A 19,147-nucleotide genomic window follows, 5' to 3' on the forward strand; every position below is an offset into this window, starting at 1 on the left:
CTTATCCCTTTTCAAAGCTTGCTATCGAGTTGTCATTTCCTTTGGCAGTTGCCAAAGCCGCCCGACAAGGCGGTGTTAGATTACTTTTTGAACATGTCCGATGTGCCTACCCAAAACAGGCGCACGACGGTCTCACTTTCGTTCCACCAGCGGTGTTGGACATTGGATCTAAAATGCAGGCTATCGCCCGCGTTCAGACGCATTTTCTCTTCACCAACCACCTGCATGAGTGTTCCCTCAAGCACGTAGACGATCTCTTCTCCGGTATGGCTTACAGTTTCACTTCGGTAACCTGGCGGAATATTTAGGACGAAGGAAGACAGCTCGCCGCCGCGAAAATCCGCGCCAATGCGTTCATATGAAATTGAGGAGCTGCCCACGAAAAACGTAGGGCGTTCTTGATCGCGGGTAACCGCATCCATCGCTGTTGGTGTGGCGATAAAATAGTCGAGATTTACATCAAGGGCCTGCGCGATACGCTGCAAAGTGCCCAGAGATGGCGTGGCGTGGCCGCGCTCAACCTGACTGAGATAACCAATCGAAATACCAGCAGCGACCGCCAGCGATTCAAGGGTACGATCCGCTTGTTTGCGCTTTGCACGAATGCTGTCTCCCAATTGGGAAACATCCAAATCTTTGCGTTCACTCGTCAAGGGCATAACAATAATTTTTCTTTCATCATAATTTTTTTGATTTAAGCAAATATTTTTGTATATTCCAAGCGAAATCTTTGCTCTAGTAGAGCCAGCCGTGCAGAAAAAGAGATCTGGCGCGTTGGATTGAAGGCTTTGGATGCAACCAAAGTGCGTGAACTAAATGGGGTGGGCCGTGAACAAAAATGACGACACTGCGATTGCAGCTTCACAAACAGAGGCGTTGAGCAGGTATTTTGCGCGGGCTGTGCAAGTTGGAACGGCATTTGCAAAATTTGTCGCAACCATCGCCGTTACCTTTTTGGGGCTAGCAGCCCTTACGTTCTTTATTGGACGGGTTGTGCCAATCGACCCTGTGTTGGCCATGGTTGGCGACCGGGCATCCAATGAAGTCTATGAAGCGGCCAAAATTGAGATGGGTCTAGATCGCCCCATTCCTTTGCAATTTGTCAGCTACATCTGGGACGTCCTTAACGGCAACTTTGGCCTTTCAATATCCACACGCCAACCTGTTATAGAAGACCTTATTCGCGTCTTTCCGGCCACGCTGGAAATGGCAACTTTAGGTATAATCATCGGCATCGTGATTGGCGTGCCAATGGGGGTTACCGCAGCTGCGCACCGAGGCAGTTGGTTAGATCAAGTCATCAGAACTGTTGGGCTACTAGGGTATTCCATTCCCGCTTTTTGGCTTGGCCTAGTCGGACTTGCAATATTCTATGCCCGGTTTAGATGGACAGGAGGGCCGGGGCGAATTGATGTGTTCTTTGACGGCATGATCCCACCTGTCACCGGCATGTTGCTGATTGACACTTTGATCGCCGGAGAAATTGATGTTTTTTGGAATGCCGTAAGCCATCTCGTGCTGCCCGCGACGATTCTTGGGTTTTTCAGCCTCGCTTATATCGCCCGGATGACACGCTCATTTATGCTTGATCAACTCAGTCAAGAATATGTGACGACAGCGCGCGTTAAAGGGGTCCCTGAGTTTTTTGTGATCTGGCGACACGCTTTCAAACCCATTCGAATTCAACTGATCACTGTCATCAGCTTATCCTACGCCGGCCTGCTGGAGGGTTCAGTGATGATTGAGACCATTTTCTCATGGCCGGGAATTGGCAACTACCTCACAACAGCATTGTTGAACGCAGATATGAACGCAGTTCTTGGCTCCACTTTGGTGATCGGGGCGGTATTCATTTTCATCAACAAATTCTCAGACGTTATGTACCGCATCTTAGACCCAAGGGCACGCTCATGATTATTTCAAAACAGTGGTTGCTTGACGATGCACCAAAATCTCGAACGCAGGCGCAACTGGGCCGATTGTATGTTGTGTGCCTGCAACTTGCGCACAATCCGTTGGCCGTGATTGGTGCAATCATAATTGGGGGGCTGATCATTACAGCCTTATTTGCACCCTGGATCGCCACGCATTCACCGATCGCTCAAGATCTCTCCAATCGCCTATTGCCGCCAAGCAGCATCCACTGGATGGGAACCGATGAGTTGGGTCGAGACATTTGGTCTCGTGTGGTTTTTGGCAGCCAGATCACCCTGACAATTGTCATGCTCGTGGCCGTGATTGCTGCACCTCTTGGCCTTGTTGTTGGCGCGATCGCTGGCTATTTCGGTGGCTGGGCGGACAGGGTATTGATGAGCATAACGGACATCTTCCTCTCAATGCCAAAGCTCATTCTTGCGTTAGCGTTTGTTGCCGCATTGGGGCCTGGTATTGAAAATGCCATTATCGCCATTGCGATCACCTCATGGCCTGCCTATGCGCGTATCGCTCGGGCTGAAACGCTGACCATTCGAAACGCCGAATTTGTGCAAGCGGTAAAACTTCAAGGCGCCTCTTCAACCCGCATTATTGCGCGCCATATTTTGCCCCTTTGTACCTCATCAATGATCGTGCGCGTTACGCTTGATATGGCGGGCATCATTCTAACAGCGGCAGGGCTTGGCTTTATTGGCTTGGGGGCGCAACCGCCGTTGCCAGAATGGGGCGCAATGATTTCACGTGGTCGGGTGTTCATCTTGGATCAGTGGTGGGTTGCAACAATGCCCGGCTTCGCCATCATTCTTGTCAGCCTTGGGTTTTGTTTCTTGGGTGACGGTTTACGCGATGTTCTTGATCCCAAACATGGGAGCGAATAGATGAGCAATTTGCTTGATATAGATAATCTTACAGTCACTTTCCCCACGAACAATGGCCCTATTGACGTTGTCAAAGGCATTTCGCTTTCCCTAGGGCGGGAACGCTTGGGCATTGTTGGGGAAAGTGGCTCCGGCAAATCCATGACTGGCCGCGCAATTTTGAAGCTCATTCGTTCGCCCGGACGGGTTAAGGCAGACAGGTTAAGCTTTGATGGCATTGACCTTTTGACCCGACGCGAGCGGGACATGCGCGCCATACGCGGCGCAAGAATATCTATGGTGATGCAAGATCCCAAGTTTTCACTCAATCCTGTGATGAGTGTTGGAGACCAAATTGCAGAAGCGATCAAAACGCATCAAAGGCTTTCACCAAGCCAGGTGCGGGCAAAAACCCTAGCTATGCTGAAAAGTGTTCGCATTGAAGACCCTGAACGCGTTTTGGGGCTTTACCCACATGAGGTTTCCGGCGGGATGGGTCAACGCATCATGATTGCGATGATGTTGGTGCCCGAACCTGATTTGCTGATCGCGGATGAGCCAACTTCCGCACTAGATGTTTCGGTACAAGCGCAAGTGCTCGACATTATTGATAATTTGGTGACCAGCAAAGGCATGGGCCTAATTTTAATCAGCCATGATCTCAATCTGGTCGCTAGCTATTGTGACCGCATTCTTGTCATGCGCGCGGGGGAAATCGTTGAAGAATGTGCGGCAAACAAGTTGCATGCAGCACAACACCCCTACACGAAAGGCTTGCTCGCTTCGATGCCAAGAATTGACGAAGATCGCGAGTGGTTGCCGGTGTTTGAACGTACATCAGGGAGCCAAACATGAGCGGCATTCACATCAAAAACCTCAATGTTTCTTACGGGAACACGACAGTCACACACGATGTTTCGCTTGATGTCAGTGTGGGAGAAAGCCTTGCTTTGGTGGGGGAAAGCGGCTCGGGGAAATCCACCGTCCTAAAAGCTATTGCTGGGTTGGCCACCAATTGGACCGGCGACATTGAAGTTGATGGGATCGCTCGAGGGCGCTCAATTGACCCCGAGATTGCAACAAAATGTCAGATGGTTTTCCAAGACCCTTATGGTTCACTGCACCCAAGAAAAACCATTGATGCAACCCTTTCGGAACCGCTGCAGATCCACGGCATAAAGGATCAAAGCGCCCGGGTAATCGAACAGCTGGAAAATGTGCAACTGGATGAGAGATACCGGTTTAGGTTCCCTCACCAACTTTCTGGCGGTCAACGTCAACGGGTTGCCATTGCGCGAGCGCTAATGCTTGGACCAAGGTTTTTGTTGCTGGATGAGCCAACCTCAGCGCTCGATGTTTCAGTTCAAGCGGAAATTCTCAATCTGCTTAAGCGGATCAGAAAAGAGCAGAATTTGACCTATTTGGTGGTGACCCACAATTTGGCTGTTGTCTCGTTTTTGTGTGATCGACTGGCGGTTATGCGTAGCGGAAAAATTGTTGAGACCGCAGATGTTTCACAACTTAAGTCAAACCAATTGGCACACGCCTACTCAAAGGAATTGCTGCAAGCTTCTCGCCTTCACTCAGGTTCAAACGAAAAGACACCGCATAATGACCACGCACAATAACAACAACGCAATTGCATCATTCTACGATGAAATCACCAATTCAGCGACCGGCTGCAACGGATGGGCTGCATTTCAGAAACTGGTTGACCAAACCGTTGGGGCAAAACTGCTCACATTTATGGATGTTGACATGGAAAATGGAGTGGCGCGGCGCAGCTATAGTTCTGACGAGCAAAGCTATCCTGTAACTGGGGAGAAACCGATTACGCGCGATGATTGGTTTGACGTTGTGCACATACAAAACCGCGCTTTCGTTGCAAATACAATCGATGGTTTGGCCGATGTATTCCCAGACCATGGACTAATTGCCTCGCTTGGATGTGGCTCCGTAGTCAACTTGCCCGTTCGAGTTGCTGGCGAGTTGGTTGGTACAGTCAATCTTTTGCACGCAGAGCAACATTATGATGAGCAGAAGGTGCGCTATATCACTTCCCACTTTCACCAACCCGCCCAACTTGCCTACTTGCTGGCTCGCAGCTTTGGATAAAGGCAACAATAGGTGATCAGGCCGATCATTTTTGCAAGCCACTTAGGGCTGGTTACACTTTTCACAACGAAATTTATTCCAAGCGGATAATAATAGTTTTACTTCTATCGAAAAAACTTTACCATCCAATCTAACCGGACAAATCCGGGTACCAAAACAGCAAGGGCAAATAAAATTTGCTCATCGAAATGAAGGGGGACAACTGGGATGTTGGCATATTTAGCCAAACGCGTCGGCATGATGATCATCACGATGTTTTTGATCATTACGCTAACGTTTTTCCTTATGCATGCTATTCCCGGCGGCCCTTTCACTTCAGAAAAAATGCTCGCCCCAGAAATAGAAGCAGCCTTGAACGCAAAATTTGGCCTAGATGACCCGATCTGGGTGCAATATATAAACTACCTCAAAGGCATTCTGACGTTCGACCTTGGCCCTTCATTCAAGTACCCGGGCGTGCGGGTGAACGATCTCATTTTGGACGGCCTGCCGGTAACGGCACAAACAGGGTTTTTGGCCCTTTTGTGTGTTGCAGCACTTGGCATTCCGCTTGGTGTTTTAGCCGCGCTCAACCAAAACAAGTGGCAAGACACCGCCGTAATGATGTTTGCAACCATTGGTGTTGCCATCCCCTCCTATGTGGTGGCAACGGTCGCGCTTTATTTCTTTGCTCTCAAACTAAATCTAGTGCCCACATTTGGGTTAGACGATTGGCGCGGTTACATTTTGCCGGTGGTTGCGCTTTCTGGTTTTTGGCTATCCTTTATTGCGCGCTTGTCGCGTTCCAGCCTTTTGGAAGTGCTTGGCCAGGATTATATGGTCACGGCGAAAGCAAAAGGACTTCACCCTTTTACGGTGTTGTTCAAACACGGCTTGCGCAACGCGCTCATCCCCATTGTGACTGTGCTTGGCCCTGTTGTGGCGAACTTGTTGACCGGTTCTTTTGTGATTGAGCAGATTTTTGCCTTGCCCGGAATTGGCCGCCACTTTGTGCTGTCGATTTCGAACAGGGATTACACAACCATAATGGGCATCACCATATTTTATGCCGCATTCCTGATGGTCATGATTTTGATCGTTGATATGCTCTATATGCTGCTTGATCCGCGCATCAAACTTGCGGAGAAATCCAAATGAGCGACGCAAAAACCTCAATTCCCAGTAAAAATTGGGCGCCTGCAAGATTGGGAAAAGGCGAGGCGGAATATATCGCTGCACCTAGCCTTACCTATTGGCAAGACGTGCGCCAACGGCTTTGGCAAAACAAGCCAGCGATGCTGGGCCTTACCTTCATCTTATTTTTGATTGGGGCTGCATTTTTAGGGCCGCTGATCACACCGCACACCTATTACGATCAGGACTTAAAACTATCAAATATTGCGCCGATTTTGGAAGTTTATGAGGTGGATGACGGACAAGGTGCTCCAACCTACTTTTTCATGAACAGTGGCAATTTCAAGCTTTATGAGACAAATGAACACGGTGCTCTGAAGTCAATTTTGCGCGCAAAAAAGAAAGACCTGATAAAAAAACGTCATATCTACGAATTTGGTGATCAACAGGTCTTTGTCGATTTTAGTCAGCTGCCCGCGCGCCTGCTTGATGCTGAGGAAAACCAGCTCGCGGTTTATGGCACCAAGTGGAATCAAACCTATTGGTTTGGCACGGATAGTTTGGGGCGCGACGTGTTGGTACGTCAGTTATATGGGGCGCGCATTTCCTTGACCGTTGCGTTTATCGCCACATTGGTCAACTTTTTTATCGGCATATTCTATGGCGGCATCTCGGGATATTTCGGCGGCAATGTCGATAATGTCATGATGCGGATTGTTGAAGTCATCGCCACCATTCCGCTCACGCTTTATGTGATCTTGATGATGGTGGTGCTGCAATCAGGCTTCATCTCAATCATAGTTGCCATTGGCACGGTATTTTGGGTGGATATGGCCCGCATTGTCCGCGGGCAAATGCTGACGCTGAAAAACCAAGATTATGTAGATGCGGCAAGAACCATGGGCGCGGGGACTTGGCGCATTCTAACACGCCATCTATTGCCCAATACGATCGGTCCAATTTTGGTGACCCTAACCCTTTTGATCCCAAGCGCCATCTTTATTGAAAGCTTTATGAGCTTTATCGGACTTGGGGCGAGCGTACCAATGGCGAGCTGGGGCACTCTAACCAGCGAAGCGGTAGAGACTTTGCGCGCTTACCCTTACCAGCTGTTTTTCCCCGCTGCTGCGATCAGCCTCACCATGTTTGCCTTCAATTTTTTAGGTGATGGGTTACGCGATGCACTTGATCCAAGGTTGCGCACATGAGCAATCATCCCTTGCTTGAAGTTAAAGATCTCACCACAAGTTTTTTCACGTCTCGCGGCGAAGTACAGGCTGTGCGCGGGGTGAGTTTTGACGTATCACCCGGCGAAATTGTGGGCATTGTGGGCGAAAGTGGATCGGGAAAATCGATCACTTGCATGTCAATATTGCGGCTCCTTAAAAGCAATGGGCGAGTTGTTGCTGGGCAAGCCCATTTTGAAGGCCAAGATCTGCTAAAACTGGCTGAGCATGACATGCGCAAATTGCGTGGCGATGACATCGCCATGATATTCCAAGATCCAATGACCAGTTTAAACCCAACACTTACGGTGGGCGAGCAGATCATTGAAACCATTGTTGCCCATCGCGGTTCCTCCCGCAAAGCGGCGCGGCAAAGGGCAATCGAGCTCTTTGAGCTGGTGAAAATCCCAGAGGCCGCGTCGCGCCTTAATTCATATCCACACGAGTTTTCCGGTGGCATGCGCCAACGGGTGATGATTGCAATCGCCTTATGTTGTGATCCAAAGTTGCTGATTGCCGACGAGCCAACAACGGCGCTGGACGTTACGATCCAGCGGCAGATCTTATTGTTGCTCAAAGAAATTCAAGCGCGCCTTGGCATGGCGATCATTCTCATCACCCATGATTTGGGGGTTATCGCTGAAGTTGCCGATCGAATTTTGGTTATGTATGGCGGCATGGTGATGGAAACAGGCTCGGTCGACACGGTTTTCGCGCGCCCCAACCATCCCTATACTCAAGGGCTTTTGACGTCCGTGCCAAAACTGCGCACTGCTCACAAAGAGCGACTTCGGCCAATTCCAGGATCACCTCCGGACATGCTGCGTCCCCCGGTGGGGTGCCCATTTGCGCCGCGCTGTCTGCGCGCAATGCAGATTTGTGTCGGCGAAGTTCCCCCAATTTTTGAAATGGGTGATCAACAAACCCACAAGGCCAAGTGCTGGCTGCACCACCCTGACGCCCCAACAAATGATGAGGGAGCAGCATGAGCAAGACACCTTTGGTTGAACTCTTAGACCTCAAAAAGCATTTCAAAGTCAGCAGCGGCCTTTTTGGCCGCAACGCAAAATATCTGCGGGCTGTTGACGGCGTCGATCTAACGATAAATCGTGGAGAAACACTTGGTTTGGTGGGCGAAAGCGGATGTGGGAAAAGCACCCTCGCCCGCACCCTTATTCGGCTCTATGAGCCGACGTCTGGGCAAATGAAGTTTGACGGCGAAGACATCGCAGCTCTTGATCAAAAGAGTTTGATGCCGTTTCGCAAGCGCATGCAGATGATTTTTCAAGATCCTTACGCATCACTAAACGGTCGCATGACGGTGCATGACCTGATTGCAGAACCACTGGAAATTGCAAATATTGGCGACACGCAAAGCCGCACTGCGCGGGTGCATGAACTGCTTGAAATCGTTGGCCTGAACAAGGACCATGCGATGCGCTTCGCGCACGAGTTTTCTGGCGGGCAGCGGCAGCGCATTGGGATTGCGCGCGCGATCGCCCTGAACCCAGAATTGGTCATTTGTGACGAACCGATCTCTGCGCTTGATGTTTCCATTCAAGCTCAAGTGGTCAATATGCTTGAAGACCTGCAGCGGGACCTTGGGCTGACCTATTTGTTCATTACCCACGATCTGTCCATGGTGCGCCACATATCTGACCGGATTGGCGTAATGTATTTGGGTAAGATCGTTGAGTTGGCGGACAATGATGAACTTTATGAGAACCCTAAACACCCCTACACACGAGCGTTGCTGAGTTCGATCCCGATTGCCGACCCGGTTGAGGCGCGCAAGCGCAAAATCGAGGAAATGCAAGGGGAAATCCCGAGCCCGATTGATATGCCTTCTGGTTGTCGTTTTCGAACGCGCTGCCCTTTGGCCACCGAATTGTGCGCAACGAACGAACCCAAATTGAAAGAATTGACAGATGGTCATTTGGCCGCCTGTCACTATGCAGAGCCGTGACCTAATCCCTAGTTGGGTCACAAAAAAGAGGTGAAAACCTCACATAAAAGACGTCAGGCCATGACCTGACTTAATTGGAGGAATCGATATGAAAAAGCGTCTAATATCGCTTTTTGCCGCGGCAAGCATGTTGCTTGGCGGCGCGGCCTACGCCGAAAATTCACTCACTTATGTTGTGAACAATGAATCTGATTCATTTGACCCAGGCACAACCAATGAGACCTTCGCAGCGCCAATTATTGGCAACACATTCGAAGGTTTGGTTAAACACGCACCAGATGGCGCGGTTGTGCCTGCACTTGCCGAAAGCTGGACGATTTCTGATGATGGTCTAACGTACACGTTCAATTTGCGCAAAGACGCAAAATGGTCGGACGGTCAGTCTGTCACCGCCAGTGATTTTGTTTATGCTTGGAAGCGTGTTCTAACGCCAGCAAGTGGCGCGAAAAACACCGCCCTGCTCTATCATATTGCGGGCGCGAAAGAATTCTTTGAAGGTTCAGGCGTTGATCCGCAGATTTCTGCGCCAGACGATCACACGTTCACCTTCACTTTGGGACAGCGCGTGCCCTACATGATGCAATTGTTGCCTTATGCGACATATTTCCCTGTGCGTCAGGATATTGTGGAAGCGGACCCTGAAGGCTGGACACGCAATGCTGCAACTTACATTGGCACCGGTCCATTCCGTGTGACCGAGTTCAACATCGGTGAAAGCGTCGTCTTTGAGAAGAATCCGAACTATTATGGCGCCAACGAAGTCAGCTTGGACAAACTCACCTTCCGCCTGATTGCCCAGCAATCAACCGCGCTAGCGGCAATGGAATCTGGCGATGTGGATGGCATTGAATCGGTGCCTGCGTCTGAAATTCCTCGTTTGTCCGTTGAAAGTGATGCGTTTTTGGTGATCCCATCTTTGGGCACCACCTATGCGTTCTTTAACCCAGCTGCAAAACCATTGGATGATGTGCGGGTGCGCAAAGCCCTTTCAATGGCAATTGATCGCGAAGAAATCGTTGAGTTTGTGTTGCAATCTGCAGACGTTCCAGCGGTTGCGCTTGTGCCTTACGGCATGAATGTGGCGGGCGAAGACTTCCGCGACGCGGCGGGCGACTATGGCTTGGGTGAAGCTGCAAAAATTGAAGAAGCAAAAGCGTTGCTGGCTGAAGCTGGTTACCCGAACGGTGAAGGTTTCCCGGATACAGTGTTTGCAACTTACGCATCGCCGCCAATCCAGAAATTGCTCGAAGCCATTCAGCAAATGTGGAAGAAAAATCTCAACATCGATGTTGAAATCGCCGTGAGTGAATGGAAAGTCTACTATCCAGAAGTGCAAAAAGTTGAATATCAAATCGCACAAATGGGTTGGGGCGCTGACTATCCGCACCCAATGACTTTCCTTGATAACTTTGTTTCAGATAGCCCAAACAATTTGGCCAAATGGGCAAATGCTGATTATGACGCGGCAATTGCTGCCTCAAAATCAGCTAATGACCCTGCAGTTTCCCTCGCTGAAATGGCGAAGGCCGAAGGCATCATGATGAATGATCACGTGATCCTGCCGATGTACCATCGCAACAGCTATATGATGATGGGCAGCCACGTAAAAGGGTTCTGGCGCTCGGTTCTTGGCGTACCCTATTTCCGCGATGTATCGATTGCAAAATAGTTAGCCGAATAAGCATTGGGGCACCTTCATCGGTGCCCCTTCGCACAACTCTTGCAAAGGTGCCATTGTTCTTGCGATTTGAAGACTTCAATCTTATGCGAAATTTGCCCTTTGGAATAAGTACCTTGTATTGTGGCACGAAATGGCCCATATAAGCAGAGCGCGTTTAAAGCCGTCATTGGCTATCTGATCTTCCGGTTATCCGGTTTGTTTGGCTTCCCCTGATTTCGAAAACGTTTCAACCCATGTGCATGTCGCCCATGGGGATCTCGCTTGTGCGCTAGAAGCGCCAAGCAACTATATTAAAGGTATCAGCCATGACAAACGGCACCGTAAAATTCTTCAACTCTACAAAAGGCTTCGGCTTTATTTCACCTGACGATGGTGGCAAAGATGCATTCGTGCATATTTCTGCTGTTGAGCAAGCTGGTCTTTCAGGCCTAGCTGATGGTCAAAAAGTCTCTTACGAGCTAGAGAGCGGCCGTGACGGCAAGCAATCTGCAACTAATCTTGAGTTGGTTGACTAAATTGCGATTTGGGCTGCGCATTCGCGCGGCCCTTTTTTTTTCGCAAAGGAACCACGAATGATCAGTATTTTAAGAACTAAAGCAGAAGAACGTTTTGCTGCGCTAGAGCGCACAAAGAAAGTCGCATTGAGCGAAAAACAAGAAGAAGAAAAGAAGCTGAGCGAAAACACAGCTCGCTTGAAAGCTCTTCGTCTTGCTAAAGAAGAAGCAGATCGCGCGATTGCAAAAAAAGGCAAAGCTGGGAAGTAAGCAGCCCTTTTTCGCATCTCCAACTCTAGATTTGTTTTATAAAACTACGCTTTTTGCGCGATCCGGTTTGTCCCGCTTTCGCGGCCCGCCAGCGACGCATGTCCTTTGAAAACAAAGCCCCACAGCCCATAGATTGCGGTTGTCTGACTGTCTTTAGCGAGCCGGTGGCAAAGCGAAATCGCAAAGATGACATTTGCGCAGAAAGCCAATTGCAGCCATTTCATTTTCCAAGACTATTGCTGTTCAGCGTGAATAATTACACGCTTTATCCTTATGTAGAGCCAATTAACTCATTGATGTAGTGCAAATGCACTATGATTGCGCATGCACTTCTATACTATGATCTCACGCAATTCTTGCAAAAGAGGACACTCAAAACGCTAACCAACGCAAATATTTGGCGCTATGGAAACACCACAGATTACTATCGGACTTTATGACGATTTAATTACACAAACTTATATGATTGGCACGGGCGAAGCATCTTTGGATGACGTTTTGGGCGTATTCCATGATGCATTTCCCTTTATGATGACCGCCTTCCACGGATACGACATAAGGGATAGGTTTAATCTGCTGTTTGCTTTTCGGGGCGTAAGTGAGAGCAACCTAAATGCATATTTGGAGCATTATGCCGACGTAAATCCCTATAGGAAATATATTGCTGATACTGCCAGCATTATGCGTATAAGCGTTGGTCAAGACGTCATGACCGACGACGAGCTATCCAAAACTGAATTTTATAACGACTATCTAAAACCAAATGGCGATGTTGGCCAGACCTTTGGGCTTCCATTGTTCATGGAGAAAACCCGTTTCTTGCATTGGAGCAACAATTACAATGCGCGCTATGCACGTGATGCAGCTGTGGCGCAGAATGTGGTTGCATGCCTAGCGCCACATATTCGCCGAAGCATGGAGATGCTGCGTCAGTTGGAAGGCTGTTTGATTGAGAAATCCGGCCTCAAACACGCCTTGCACAGATTTTCAACACCAACTCTCATCTGCAACTCGGCGTTAGAGGTGTCGTTTATCAATGATGCTGGAGAAGATTTGCTGCGGGCGGGGCGGGTCATGGACGTGAAAAAAGGCAAGCTCCACTTTTTGTCATTTCTCGACCATAAAAATCTGAAGCAGAAAATTCGACAGATGTCCAATCCAGAGACATCGGGGATCGCTGATCAACTGCATTTGTTTACCCGGTTATTGTTGCCGCTACACAAACCAATGCTCGCGTTTGTGGCACCCTTACCTTCAGATGCACCACAACGCACACTTCTTGGCACCCCGATTGAGCGGCAGGTGCTGGTGCTGCTGATTGATCCCAATCACATGAACATTCCAAAAGAAGAATTGGTACAGGCTGCCTTGCACATAACGCCGGCTGAAGCGCGATTGGCATGTGCAATTGCTGCGGGCGATTCACTTCGCCACTATGCGGAGGTTAACGCCTTATCCTACAATACTGCGCGCAACCAGCTCCAATCTATCTTTCACAAGACGGGCTGCCAAAAGCAAAGTGAGATGATCCAAATTATTACAAATATTTTTTCACGGCTAAACTTACAACGAGACGACTAAGAGATAAGCCCAATGCGATAGAAACTCTAAGCACTAATTGATGAGGCGGCATCTGCCAACAACTGCAAATTGTTCGCCACAATGATGCTGTCGGGTTCGATTTTTTCTGCTTTTTTGAAGTTCGTGTAGGCCGCGCTCAAATTACCACGCAACATTTGGGAGTAGCCCAAATTGTTGTAATATTGGGCTGTGGCACCAGTAAGCTTGTACATGGCTTTGTAGACGCGATCTGACAGGTCAAAGCGTCCAAGCATATCGTAAGATGCACCTAGCCCAACATACCCCTCAGGGTCTTTAGGGGACAGCTCTACGACGCGCTTATAGAAAGCCGCTGAATAACCGAAATTGTTGTTGCGAAAATGAGATCGTGCTTCGGTCAGGGCACCGGCGGCTGTATAGCTGCCTTTATCTGAGATGTCTGCGACTTCCAATCGTTTGCCGCCAAAGGCGCTTGAGCTTGCAAAGTTTGCGGTTGTGCATCCGGACATCGACAATGCGGCCAAGACCATCAGAACCAGTCCAAAATGCATTTTTCCTATCGAATGAACACTCATTTGCTAAGCCCCGAAATTGTGGTTGCTCGGTCGCCATTGCAACGGCGATCAAGCTGGAACGAGCTTAGCAAACTGCGGAGTATGCTTTGTAAATGGGAGGGTAAATGTTGATTCTAGACTTAATGAGAGCTTAAGCAGCTCCATCAGTTTTGTTCTTAACTACTCTTCTGCGTCTGGAACTACTTTGCCGTTTTTGCCTAAGCCGCCGACTGAATTTGCAGCTGATGAAGATGGATTTGTGGTGGATTGCTCAAGATTGGCGCGCACAGCATTGCCCGCATTATGTGCCACACGATCGGTGCGCTGGGCATAGTCGTATGAGCAGCCCGCCAAAACAGAAAATGCACCAAAGGCAAGCGCCAAGATGGCCACATTTACGATGTGTGAAAGCCTAGTCATTGTCCGCTCTCCTCGCCCAAATCAATATCATAGCCGTAGGCGCCAACAACCCCTGCTCCGGCTCGAAATCCTTTGATCATTTTGGGTGTTACTTCAAGTTTGCCCAAGGCAAAAAACTCAAAATCATTTGCTGGCAAACTAGCGTCCAATGGCGATGCAAGAATTTGCCCCGGCACGGCGGGTTGTACAAGTCTTGGTGTTACAATAACCACCAGTTCCGTATCGTGCTTTTTGTACCCTGAGGATTTAAACAATGAGCCGATCACCGGCACGTCGCTTATCCAAGGCAGCTGATCTTGACTAAGGTTGGTGTTGTTTTGCAGCAGGCCTGCCACAGAGAAACTTTGCCCATCACGCAATTCCACCGTTGCATCAAGCGTGCGGGTGTTAAATATGGGATCGCCTGCGGTTGTGAAACTCCCAATGTTGCTCACTTCTGGCGTTAAGTGAATTTGAATTCTTCCCCCATCCAAAACCACCGGCGTAAAGACCAATCTGACCCCGAAATCTCGATATTCAAGCGTTGTGGACCCATCTGATGCGCGCACACGAATGGGCACTTGCCCCCCGGCCAAAAAGCTCGCCTTAATTCCGGATAGTGTCGTTAGATTTGGCTCCGCCAGCGTGCGCACCAATCGTTTTGTTTCAAGGGCATTGATTGTTGCATTTAGGCTGGTTCCGGTAGCACCAGACAATACGGTCGCGACAAATGATGAGAAGGACTTTGCGCCCGAAGATGGACTATCGGCGCTATTGTTTCCGATCGTTGCGGTTACACCACCAACTGAGCCACCCCATTGAACGCCAAGTTGGCGGCCCGCGTCCCGCTGCGCTTCAAGAATGCGCACTTCAAGATTGACTTGTCTGCCCCCGCTAATGGTCATGGTGTTTATCACCGCTGGGCTGCCGTATTGGTCAACGATTTCAAGGACTTTTTGCATCGAGTATTCATCGACGACGGAGCCTGAAAGCCGAATGCGACCATTGATCGTGTGAATTTTGACATCCGAATTGGGAATTGCAGCTCTGATGGAGCGGGACATATCGCCAACGTCAGCGCTGATCTCAACGGCCAGAAGCCCAACAGGCGTTCCATCTTCTGAAAACAAATTGACCGTTGTGGTACCGAATGACTTTGCCACCAAATAGAGCGATTTATCCGTGATTGGTTGAGCTTCAGCAATCGAGGGGTTGGCACTAACAATTTTTGTAACAGGTTCAGACACAACCACGGTAATCGCTTGGGAAACCGGCAGATTGATCCGCAAGACTGAGGTTGTGCTTAGATCATAGTTGACCGTTTGGGCCACTGACGGGGTCGCAACAGAACAAAAAATCGCCGTTAAAACTGCACAAAGAACTTTCAAGTGGCATTGCGCCAAGTATCGTGACATTTTCATACAAGTACCCGTACGATTTTGACTGTTGTTTCTTGCGATCAAATTTCGCTTCTCTACCGCATTTTCTATGTTTATTGCGCGATGCTATCACCGCAACATCAATAACGGCTTAACGGCCAAAGTCGCCAGTGACGATGCTTAAATTGGGTCAATGTAGGGCGCTCGCACTGGCCGGTGGGTTCCAGAATGGGCTGGTTAGTCGAATGGTTTGATTGACACCGCTGCGGGCAAGGTCTCGACTTTGTGAAAAATCCACCATTGAGCGCAACACCAAAGCAAAGGTGCCAATGTTCGTTGCCCCAACGATAATTTCGGCCTCAGCGGGATCAAGTTCCAAGGTTGCTATGACCTGATCTTCCACCATTTCGGCATAGATCTCGTCTCGATCAACTTGGTCGCCGGTGGCCCCTAATTCGCCGACACGCGCGTTGAGGGCAAGCACCCTGATATTGCGTAATATTGTCTCTGAGACCTGACCCTGAGGCGCATCGCGTGTCAAGACAACGTCCACGCGGTCATTGGGCACGATGAAGCCACCAGATGCCGCTTGCCCGGACACTGTGACAGATACCCCACGCATACCCTTACTTATGAGGGCGGACATATATCCGCCAGTATCACGCGCTAGTTTTTGTTCACGAATGGGCTCCCCGGCAAAAAATTCGAACCGCGTAATTGTGCCCACCAGTCCATCGATAGCGCCTGGAACATCCTCAAAGGTTATATAGTCATCGCGCATCAGTTTTGTCGGCCAATCTTGCCACTCAACATGATCCTTTGTGAAACGCTGCCCCATCTCAACGGTTTGTTTTGCCACCAGAATGCGGGGCAAGACCTCAACTATGGGTTCGCGAACAATTTCAATGGGAGTGGCAATCGCAACTTCTTCCTTGCCTTGCATGGACAAAAAAGCGGCAAGCCCACCCGCAAAAAGTGCCACCATAAGCAGGATCAAGCGTGCGGGTTTGAAGCTGGAACGGTTTTGGCCTTTAAACCCCATGCCGCGCAAGATTTTGTTTTCCACTTCTGGTGCCAATTGCCAGTTCAATTCAGAACGCAATTTATCCATATTGCGCCGATCACCTTGTCGACGTTCAGGACCTCTATAATTTGGATCATTTCCTTGCCGACGGTCCCCCTTCCGGCGTTCCTGACCATCTGGTGCATCGGGGTGACGTTCTTCAACATTGGGGACAGCCACAGGTTTTGGCGATGGCTGGGTTTCAACATCCGGCGCGGCTTCCAATGATGGTTCTGCCACAAAATCTTCATCCATTTTGATCGGTGGGGTTAGAATACGTCTGTGCAAAACGCCCTCGCTGGTGTTGATGCTGGTGCCAATTGCGCGGCACGATTTCTCATCGAAGCAGTTTACGATAGAGAGTTCACTGGTTGGTATGAAAATTAGATAAAAACACGTACATCGCGACCACCACATTTTAACCACTGTGGCAAACATATTGAGCGGTGCTGGCAGGGGCTAACACGTTGTTTTCCCCCAATTGGCAAAGCAAAAACTGCTGCAAAGAGCCGCATGTTTTACTTCGCACGCCCAGCCGCAATTTTGGCGACATACAGTTAACTAAGTTCAGGTAAACTCGGCCAACCCAATTTGAATTTGATGGACTTCGCTTCCAAATGACCTCGCGGATTGAAATTGAAGAACTGCTCCAGGATGCATTCCAGTACTATCTGGACGGCAATCCACAAATGGCGCTTCAATGCGACATGGACGCTCTTCGAATGGCGCAAGGTTTGGGCGACCCGCATCTAATCGCGCGTGCCAGCATTGAAGTTTCTCGTTCCTACCGTTGGTTGCACAAGCCGAAACAGGCCGTGGAGCATATTCACAATGCTCTCGCGCTTTTCAATCAGTTCGATGATCCCGCGCTTTTTGCCTATGCCTGCTTTATCCACGCTCGCGTGCTCATGCAGGTTGGCCTTTCCGATGATGCCTACAATGAATCCATGAAAGCGTGGGAGTGGGCTGAACAAAATGGCGACATCGAGCTGCAGGTGCGGGTTTTGGACGTCCAAGCCATTGTTTTTGTTATCGCTTCCAATCTTGAAAAAGCGGAGATCTTGCTCGACCGCGCTCAAGCTATCCAGGACGAACACAACTTCGCTTCCATGCGCGCAGTTTTGCCGCTGCATCGTGGTTTTTTTCATTCCCGCTCTGCGGACTTTGCGCTTGAGCAGAATGATGAGCAGGGTCACAAGGACCATTATCAAGTTGCATTAATGTGGACGGAACAAGCCGCTAAAGCGGCAAAGGAAAACGGGCAAACCTGGTACCAATTTGTGACGCTATGCAATGGGGCGGAATGCGCGGCCGTACATGGCGATTTTGATACAGCAGAGCAAATGCTAACTGAGGTTAGCAAGCTCCCACAAGGGTTGATGGACGTAGGAGCTGTGCACTATCTTTATACACGCAGCGAAGTTGCGAACAGGTCCGGTAACCACCAACTTGCCATATCTTATGGCCATAAGGCTTTGGAGGCGGCGAAAGCAAATCCTGATGCGGATAATGTGATGAATGCGCATCGGCGCGTTGCCGAAGCATATGAAGCAGCGGGAGATTTTGAAGCCGCATTCGGTGCCTTCAAACTCTATCACAATCACTTCAAGAAATCATTGGCGCGACGTGCTTATTGGCAAGATCGAATGGCGGAATACAAAAGCAATGTACGGGATATGCGCGATCAATTGAATCGCGCGAATGTGCATGCGGAGCAGATGACAAAAGAGGCCCACCAAGACGCACTAACCGGCCTGGCAAATAGACGCGCTTTTGATCAAGCCATGTTGCAGCTAGACGCAGATCGCAACACCGCCTACGCCTTGGCGATATTGGACCTTGATCACTTCAAGCAGATCAATGACGAATACTCTCATTTGGTGGGCGACGATGTGTTGCGCATAGTTGCAAATATCTTGCAAGAACATTGTCGTTCTACTGATTTGGTGGCGCGAATTGGTGGCGAGGAATTTGCGATTTTGCTACCCCGTGCCTCACTTGAAAACGCAATGATTATCTGTGAGCGCATTCGAAAACACATCGCTTCATACGATTGGCAAGCACTTGAGGCAGACCTAGGTGTCACTGTTAGCGCGGGCATCGCAATGTCCCATGAAGGACGCAATACGCTGGATGTATTTGCTGTTGCGGATGCCCGCCTTTATCACGCCAAATCCAATGGCCGTGACAGGGTGGAAGCATATGCACTGCCCGCAAAAGGAAGTGATGTGAGTTGGGCCTAAGGCCTACCTAACAATGGTTACGATGTTTTGACCTAATTGTCTCGGGTCAGTCGGCGCATAAGACTTGATGTATCCCATCGGTTGCCGCCCATTGATTGAATTTCTTTGTAGAACTGATCAACAAGTGCGGTGAGGGGCAGTGAGGCCCCATTTTGATCCGCTTCAGCCAAACACATGCCCAAATCTTTGCGCATCCAATCAACAGCAAAGCCAAATTCAAACTCGTCCTTGAGCGTTGTCGCACCCCGGTTTTCCATCTGCCATGAGCCGGCTGCACCTTTAGAAATAACAT

General features: G+C 49.5%; 20 protein-coding genes. 14 read left to right on the plus strand and 6 right to left on the minus strand.

What is annotated here, in order from left to right; translation table 11 throughout:
* Nucleotides 1-80: 80 nt before the first annotated feature.
* Nucleotides 81-659, minus strand: coding sequence for a helix-turn-helix domain-containing protein (locus Q0231_RS07560; RefSeq protein WP_269393187.1), 579 nt, complete (start codon nt 657-659; stop codon nt 81-83).
* A 241-nt stretch (nt 660-900) separates the two neighbouring features.
* On the opposite strand from Q0231_RS07560, the gene Q0231_RS07565 reads away from it, so the two are divergent.
* The 13 genes from Q0231_RS07565 to Q0231_RS07625 all read left to right on the plus strand — a co-directional run bounded on the left by Q0231_RS07565 (nt 901) and on the right by Q0231_RS07625 (nt 13,238).
* A complete protein-coding gene (locus Q0231_RS07565) occupies nt 901-1,914 on the plus strand; it encodes an ABC transporter permease (RefSeq protein ID WP_299346864.1) in 1,014 nt (337 codons plus the stop codon).
* A complete protein-coding gene (locus tag Q0231_RS07570) occupies nt 1,911-2,813 on the plus strand; it encodes an ABC transporter permease (protein WP_299346836.1) in 903 nt (300 codons plus the stop codon). The genes Q0231_RS07565 and Q0231_RS07570 overlap by 4 nt, the downstream gene beginning before the upstream one ends.
* Nucleotides 2,814-3,647, plus strand: a complete 834-nt coding sequence (locus tag Q0231_RS07575; protein ID WP_269393189.1) for an ABC transporter ATP-binding protein — start codon at nt 2,814-2,816, stop codon at nt 3,645-3,647.
* Complete coding sequence (locus Q0231_RS07580; protein WP_269393190.1) at nt 3,644-4,420, plus strand: ABC transporter ATP-binding protein; 777 nt, start codon at nt 3,644-3,646, stop codon at nt 4,418-4,420. The genes Q0231_RS07575 and Q0231_RS07580 overlap by 4 nt, the downstream gene beginning before the upstream one ends.
* Complete coding sequence (locus Q0231_RS07585; RefSeq protein ID WP_269393191.1) at nt 4,404-4,907, plus strand: GAF domain-containing protein; 504 nt, start codon at nt 4,404-4,406, stop codon at nt 4,905-4,907. The genes Q0231_RS07580 and Q0231_RS07585 overlap by 17 nt, the downstream gene beginning before the upstream one ends.
* Before the next feature lie 207 nt (nt 4,908-5,114).
* The gene (locus Q0231_RS07590) at nt 5,115-6,044 is read left to right on the plus strand and encodes an ABC transporter permease (RefSeq protein ID WP_269393192.1); all 930 of its coding nucleotides are present in this window, start codon (nt 5,115-5,117) and stop codon (nt 6,042-6,044) included.
* Nucleotides 6,041-7,228 (plus strand): ABC transporter permease, encoded by a 1,188-nt coding sequence (locus tag Q0231_RS07595; RefSeq protein WP_299346840.1) that lies wholly within the window; start codon nt 6,041-6,043, stop codon nt 7,226-7,228. Before Q0231_RS07590 ends, Q0231_RS07595 begins: the two co-directional genes overlap by 4 nt.
* Entirely contained in the window at nt 7,225-8,235 is a 1,011-nt protein-coding gene (locus Q0231_RS07600; protein ID WP_299346842.1) for an ABC transporter ATP-binding protein, read from the plus strand. Before Q0231_RS07595 ends, Q0231_RS07600 begins: the two co-directional genes overlap by 4 nt.
* Entirely contained in the window at nt 8,232-9,212 is a 981-nt protein-coding gene (locus tag Q0231_RS07605) for an ABC transporter ATP-binding protein (RefSeq protein ID WP_269393195.1), read from the plus strand. Before Q0231_RS07600 ends, Q0231_RS07605 begins: the two co-directional genes overlap by 4 nt.
* A gap of 88 nt (nt 9,213-9,300) precedes the next feature.
* Nucleotides 9,301-10,881 carry a peptide ABC transporter substrate-binding protein gene (locus tag Q0231_RS07610; protein ID WP_299346844.1) on the plus strand — a complete coding sequence of 527 codons (1,581 nt, stop codon included), beginning with the start codon at nt 9,301-9,303 and terminating at the stop codon, nt 10,879-10,881.
* Nucleotides 10,882-11,198: 317 nt separating this feature from the next.
* Nucleotides 11,199-11,408: a cold-shock protein gene (locus Q0231_RS07615; protein WP_269393197.1), complete on the plus strand. Its 210-nt coding sequence runs from the start codon at nt 11,199-11,201 to the stop codon at nt 11,406-11,408.
* A gap of 57 nt (nt 11,409-11,465) precedes the next feature.
* Nucleotides 11,466-11,657, plus strand: coding sequence for a hypothetical protein (locus Q0231_RS07620; protein ID WP_269393198.1), 192 nt, complete (start codon nt 11,466-11,468; stop codon nt 11,655-11,657).
* A gap of 405 nt (nt 11,658-12,062) precedes the next feature.
* Nucleotides 12,063-13,238 carry a hypothetical protein gene (locus Q0231_RS07625; protein WP_299346848.1) on the plus strand — a complete coding sequence of 392 codons (1,176 nt, stop codon included), beginning with the start codon at nt 12,063-12,065 and terminating at the stop codon, nt 13,236-13,238.
* A gap of 26 nt (nt 13,239-13,264) precedes the next feature.
* Here the strand turns inward: Q0231_RS07625 and Q0231_RS07630 are convergent, their stop codons facing one another.
* The 4 genes from Q0231_RS07630 to cpaB all read right to left on the minus strand — a co-directional run bounded on the left by Q0231_RS07630 (nt 13,265) and on the right by cpaB (nt 16,900).
* Nucleotides 13,265-13,792, minus strand: a complete 528-nt coding sequence (locus Q0231_RS07630; RefSeq protein WP_299346850.1) for a hypothetical protein — start codon at nt 13,790-13,792, stop codon at nt 13,265-13,267.
* 159 nt (nt 13,793-13,951) lie between these two features.
* Nucleotides 13,952-14,191: a hypothetical protein gene (locus tag Q0231_RS07635; protein ID WP_299346852.1), complete on the minus strand. Its 240-nt coding sequence runs from the start codon at nt 14,189-14,191 to the stop codon at nt 13,952-13,954.
* Nucleotides 14,188-15,558, minus strand: coding sequence for a type II and III secretion system protein family protein (locus Q0231_RS07640; RefSeq protein ID WP_299346854.1), 1,371 nt, complete (start codon nt 15,556-15,558; stop codon nt 14,188-14,190). The genes Q0231_RS07635 and Q0231_RS07640 overlap by 4 nt, the downstream gene beginning before the upstream one ends.
* A 181-nt stretch (nt 15,559-15,739) precedes the next feature.
* On the minus strand, nt 15,740-16,900 hold the full coding sequence (gene cpaB / locus Q0231_RS07645) for a Flp pilus assembly protein CpaB (RefSeq protein ID WP_299346856.1): 1,161 nt from the start codon (nt 16,898-16,900) through the stop codon (nt 15,740-15,742).
* 329 nt (nt 16,901-17,229) lie between these two features.
* Between cpaB and Q0231_RS07650 the strand changes: the two genes are divergently transcribed.
* Nucleotides 17,230-18,855: a diguanylate cyclase gene (locus tag Q0231_RS07650; RefSeq protein ID WP_299346858.1), complete on the plus strand. Its 1,626-nt coding sequence runs from the start codon at nt 17,230-17,232 to the stop codon at nt 18,853-18,855.
* Between the two features lie 32 nt (nt 18,856-18,887).
* On the opposite strand, the gene Q0231_RS07655 is transcribed toward Q0231_RS07650, so the two are convergent.
* Nucleotides 18,888-19,147, minus strand: a 260-nt coding sequence (locus Q0231_RS07655; RefSeq protein ID WP_299346860.1) for an NAD-binding protein, incomplete at its 5' end; no start/stop codon positions are given.

The sequence above is a fragment of the uncultured Maritalea sp. genome, from assembly GCF_937139385.1.
In the GTDB taxonomy this organism is placed as follows: Bacteria; Pseudomonadota; Alphaproteobacteria; order Rhizobiales; family Devosiaceae; genus Maritalea; species Maritalea porphyrae_A.

Excerpts from the sequence above, each read along its gene's own strand:
- Q0231_RS07595 (WP_299346840.1), top strand. The coding sequence starts at position 6,041 with ATGAGCGACGCAAAAACCTCAATTCCCAGTAAAAATTGGGCGCCTGCA.
- Q0231_RS07635 (WP_299346852.1), bottom strand. The coding sequence starts at position 14,191 with ATGACTAGGCTTTCACACATCGTAAATGTGGCCATCTTGGCGCTTGCC.
- Q0231_RS07570 (WP_299346836.1), top strand. The coding sequence starts at position 1,911 with ATGATTATTTCAAAACAGTGGTTGCTTGACGATGCACCAAAATCTCGA.
- Q0231_RS07650 (WP_299346858.1), top strand. The coding sequence starts at position 17,230 with ATGACCTCGCGGATTGAAATTGAAGAACTGCTCCAGGATGCATTCCAG.
- Q0231_RS07560 (WP_269393187.1), bottom strand. The coding sequence starts at position 659 with ATGCCCTTGACGAGTGAACGCAAAGATTTGGATGTTTCCCAATTGGGA.
- Q0231_RS07625 (WP_299346848.1), top strand. The coding sequence starts at position 12,063 with ATGGAAACACCACAGATTACTATCGGACTTTATGACGATTTAATTACA.
- Q0231_RS07605 (WP_269393195.1), top strand. The coding sequence starts at position 8,232 with ATGAGCAAGACACCTTTGGTTGAACTCTTAGACCTCAAAAAGCATTTC.
- Q0231_RS07630 (WP_299346850.1), bottom strand. The coding sequence starts at position 13,792 with ATGAGTGTTCATTCGATAGGAAAAATGCATTTTGGACTGGTTCTGATG.
- Q0231_RS07615 (WP_269393197.1), top strand. The coding sequence starts at position 11,199 with ATGACAAACGGCACCGTAAAATTCTTCAACTCTACAAAAGGCTTCGGC.
- Q0231_RS07620 (WP_269393198.1), top strand. The coding sequence starts at position 11,466 with ATGATCAGTATTTTAAGAACTAAAGCAGAAGAACGTTTTGCTGCGCTA.
- Q0231_RS07600 (WP_299346842.1), top strand. The coding sequence starts at position 7,225 with ATGAGCAATCATCCCTTGCTTGAAGTTAAAGATCTCACCACAAGTTTT.
- Q0231_RS07580 (WP_269393190.1), top strand. The coding sequence starts at position 3,644 with ATGAGCGGCATTCACATCAAAAACCTCAATGTTTCTTACGGGAACACG.
- Q0231_RS07610 (WP_299346844.1), top strand. The coding sequence starts at position 9,301 with ATGAAAAAGCGTCTAATATCGCTTTTTGCCGCGGCAAGCATGTTGCTT.
- Q0231_RS07585 (WP_269393191.1), top strand. The coding sequence starts at position 4,404 with ATGACCACGCACAATAACAACAACGCAATTGCATCATTCTACGATGAA.
- Q0231_RS07590 (WP_269393192.1), top strand. The coding sequence starts at position 5,115 with ATGTTGGCATATTTAGCCAAACGCGTCGGCATGATGATCATCACGATG.
- Q0231_RS07575 (WP_269393189.1), top strand. The coding sequence starts at position 2,814 with ATGAGCAATTTGCTTGATATAGATAATCTTACAGTCACTTTCCCCACG.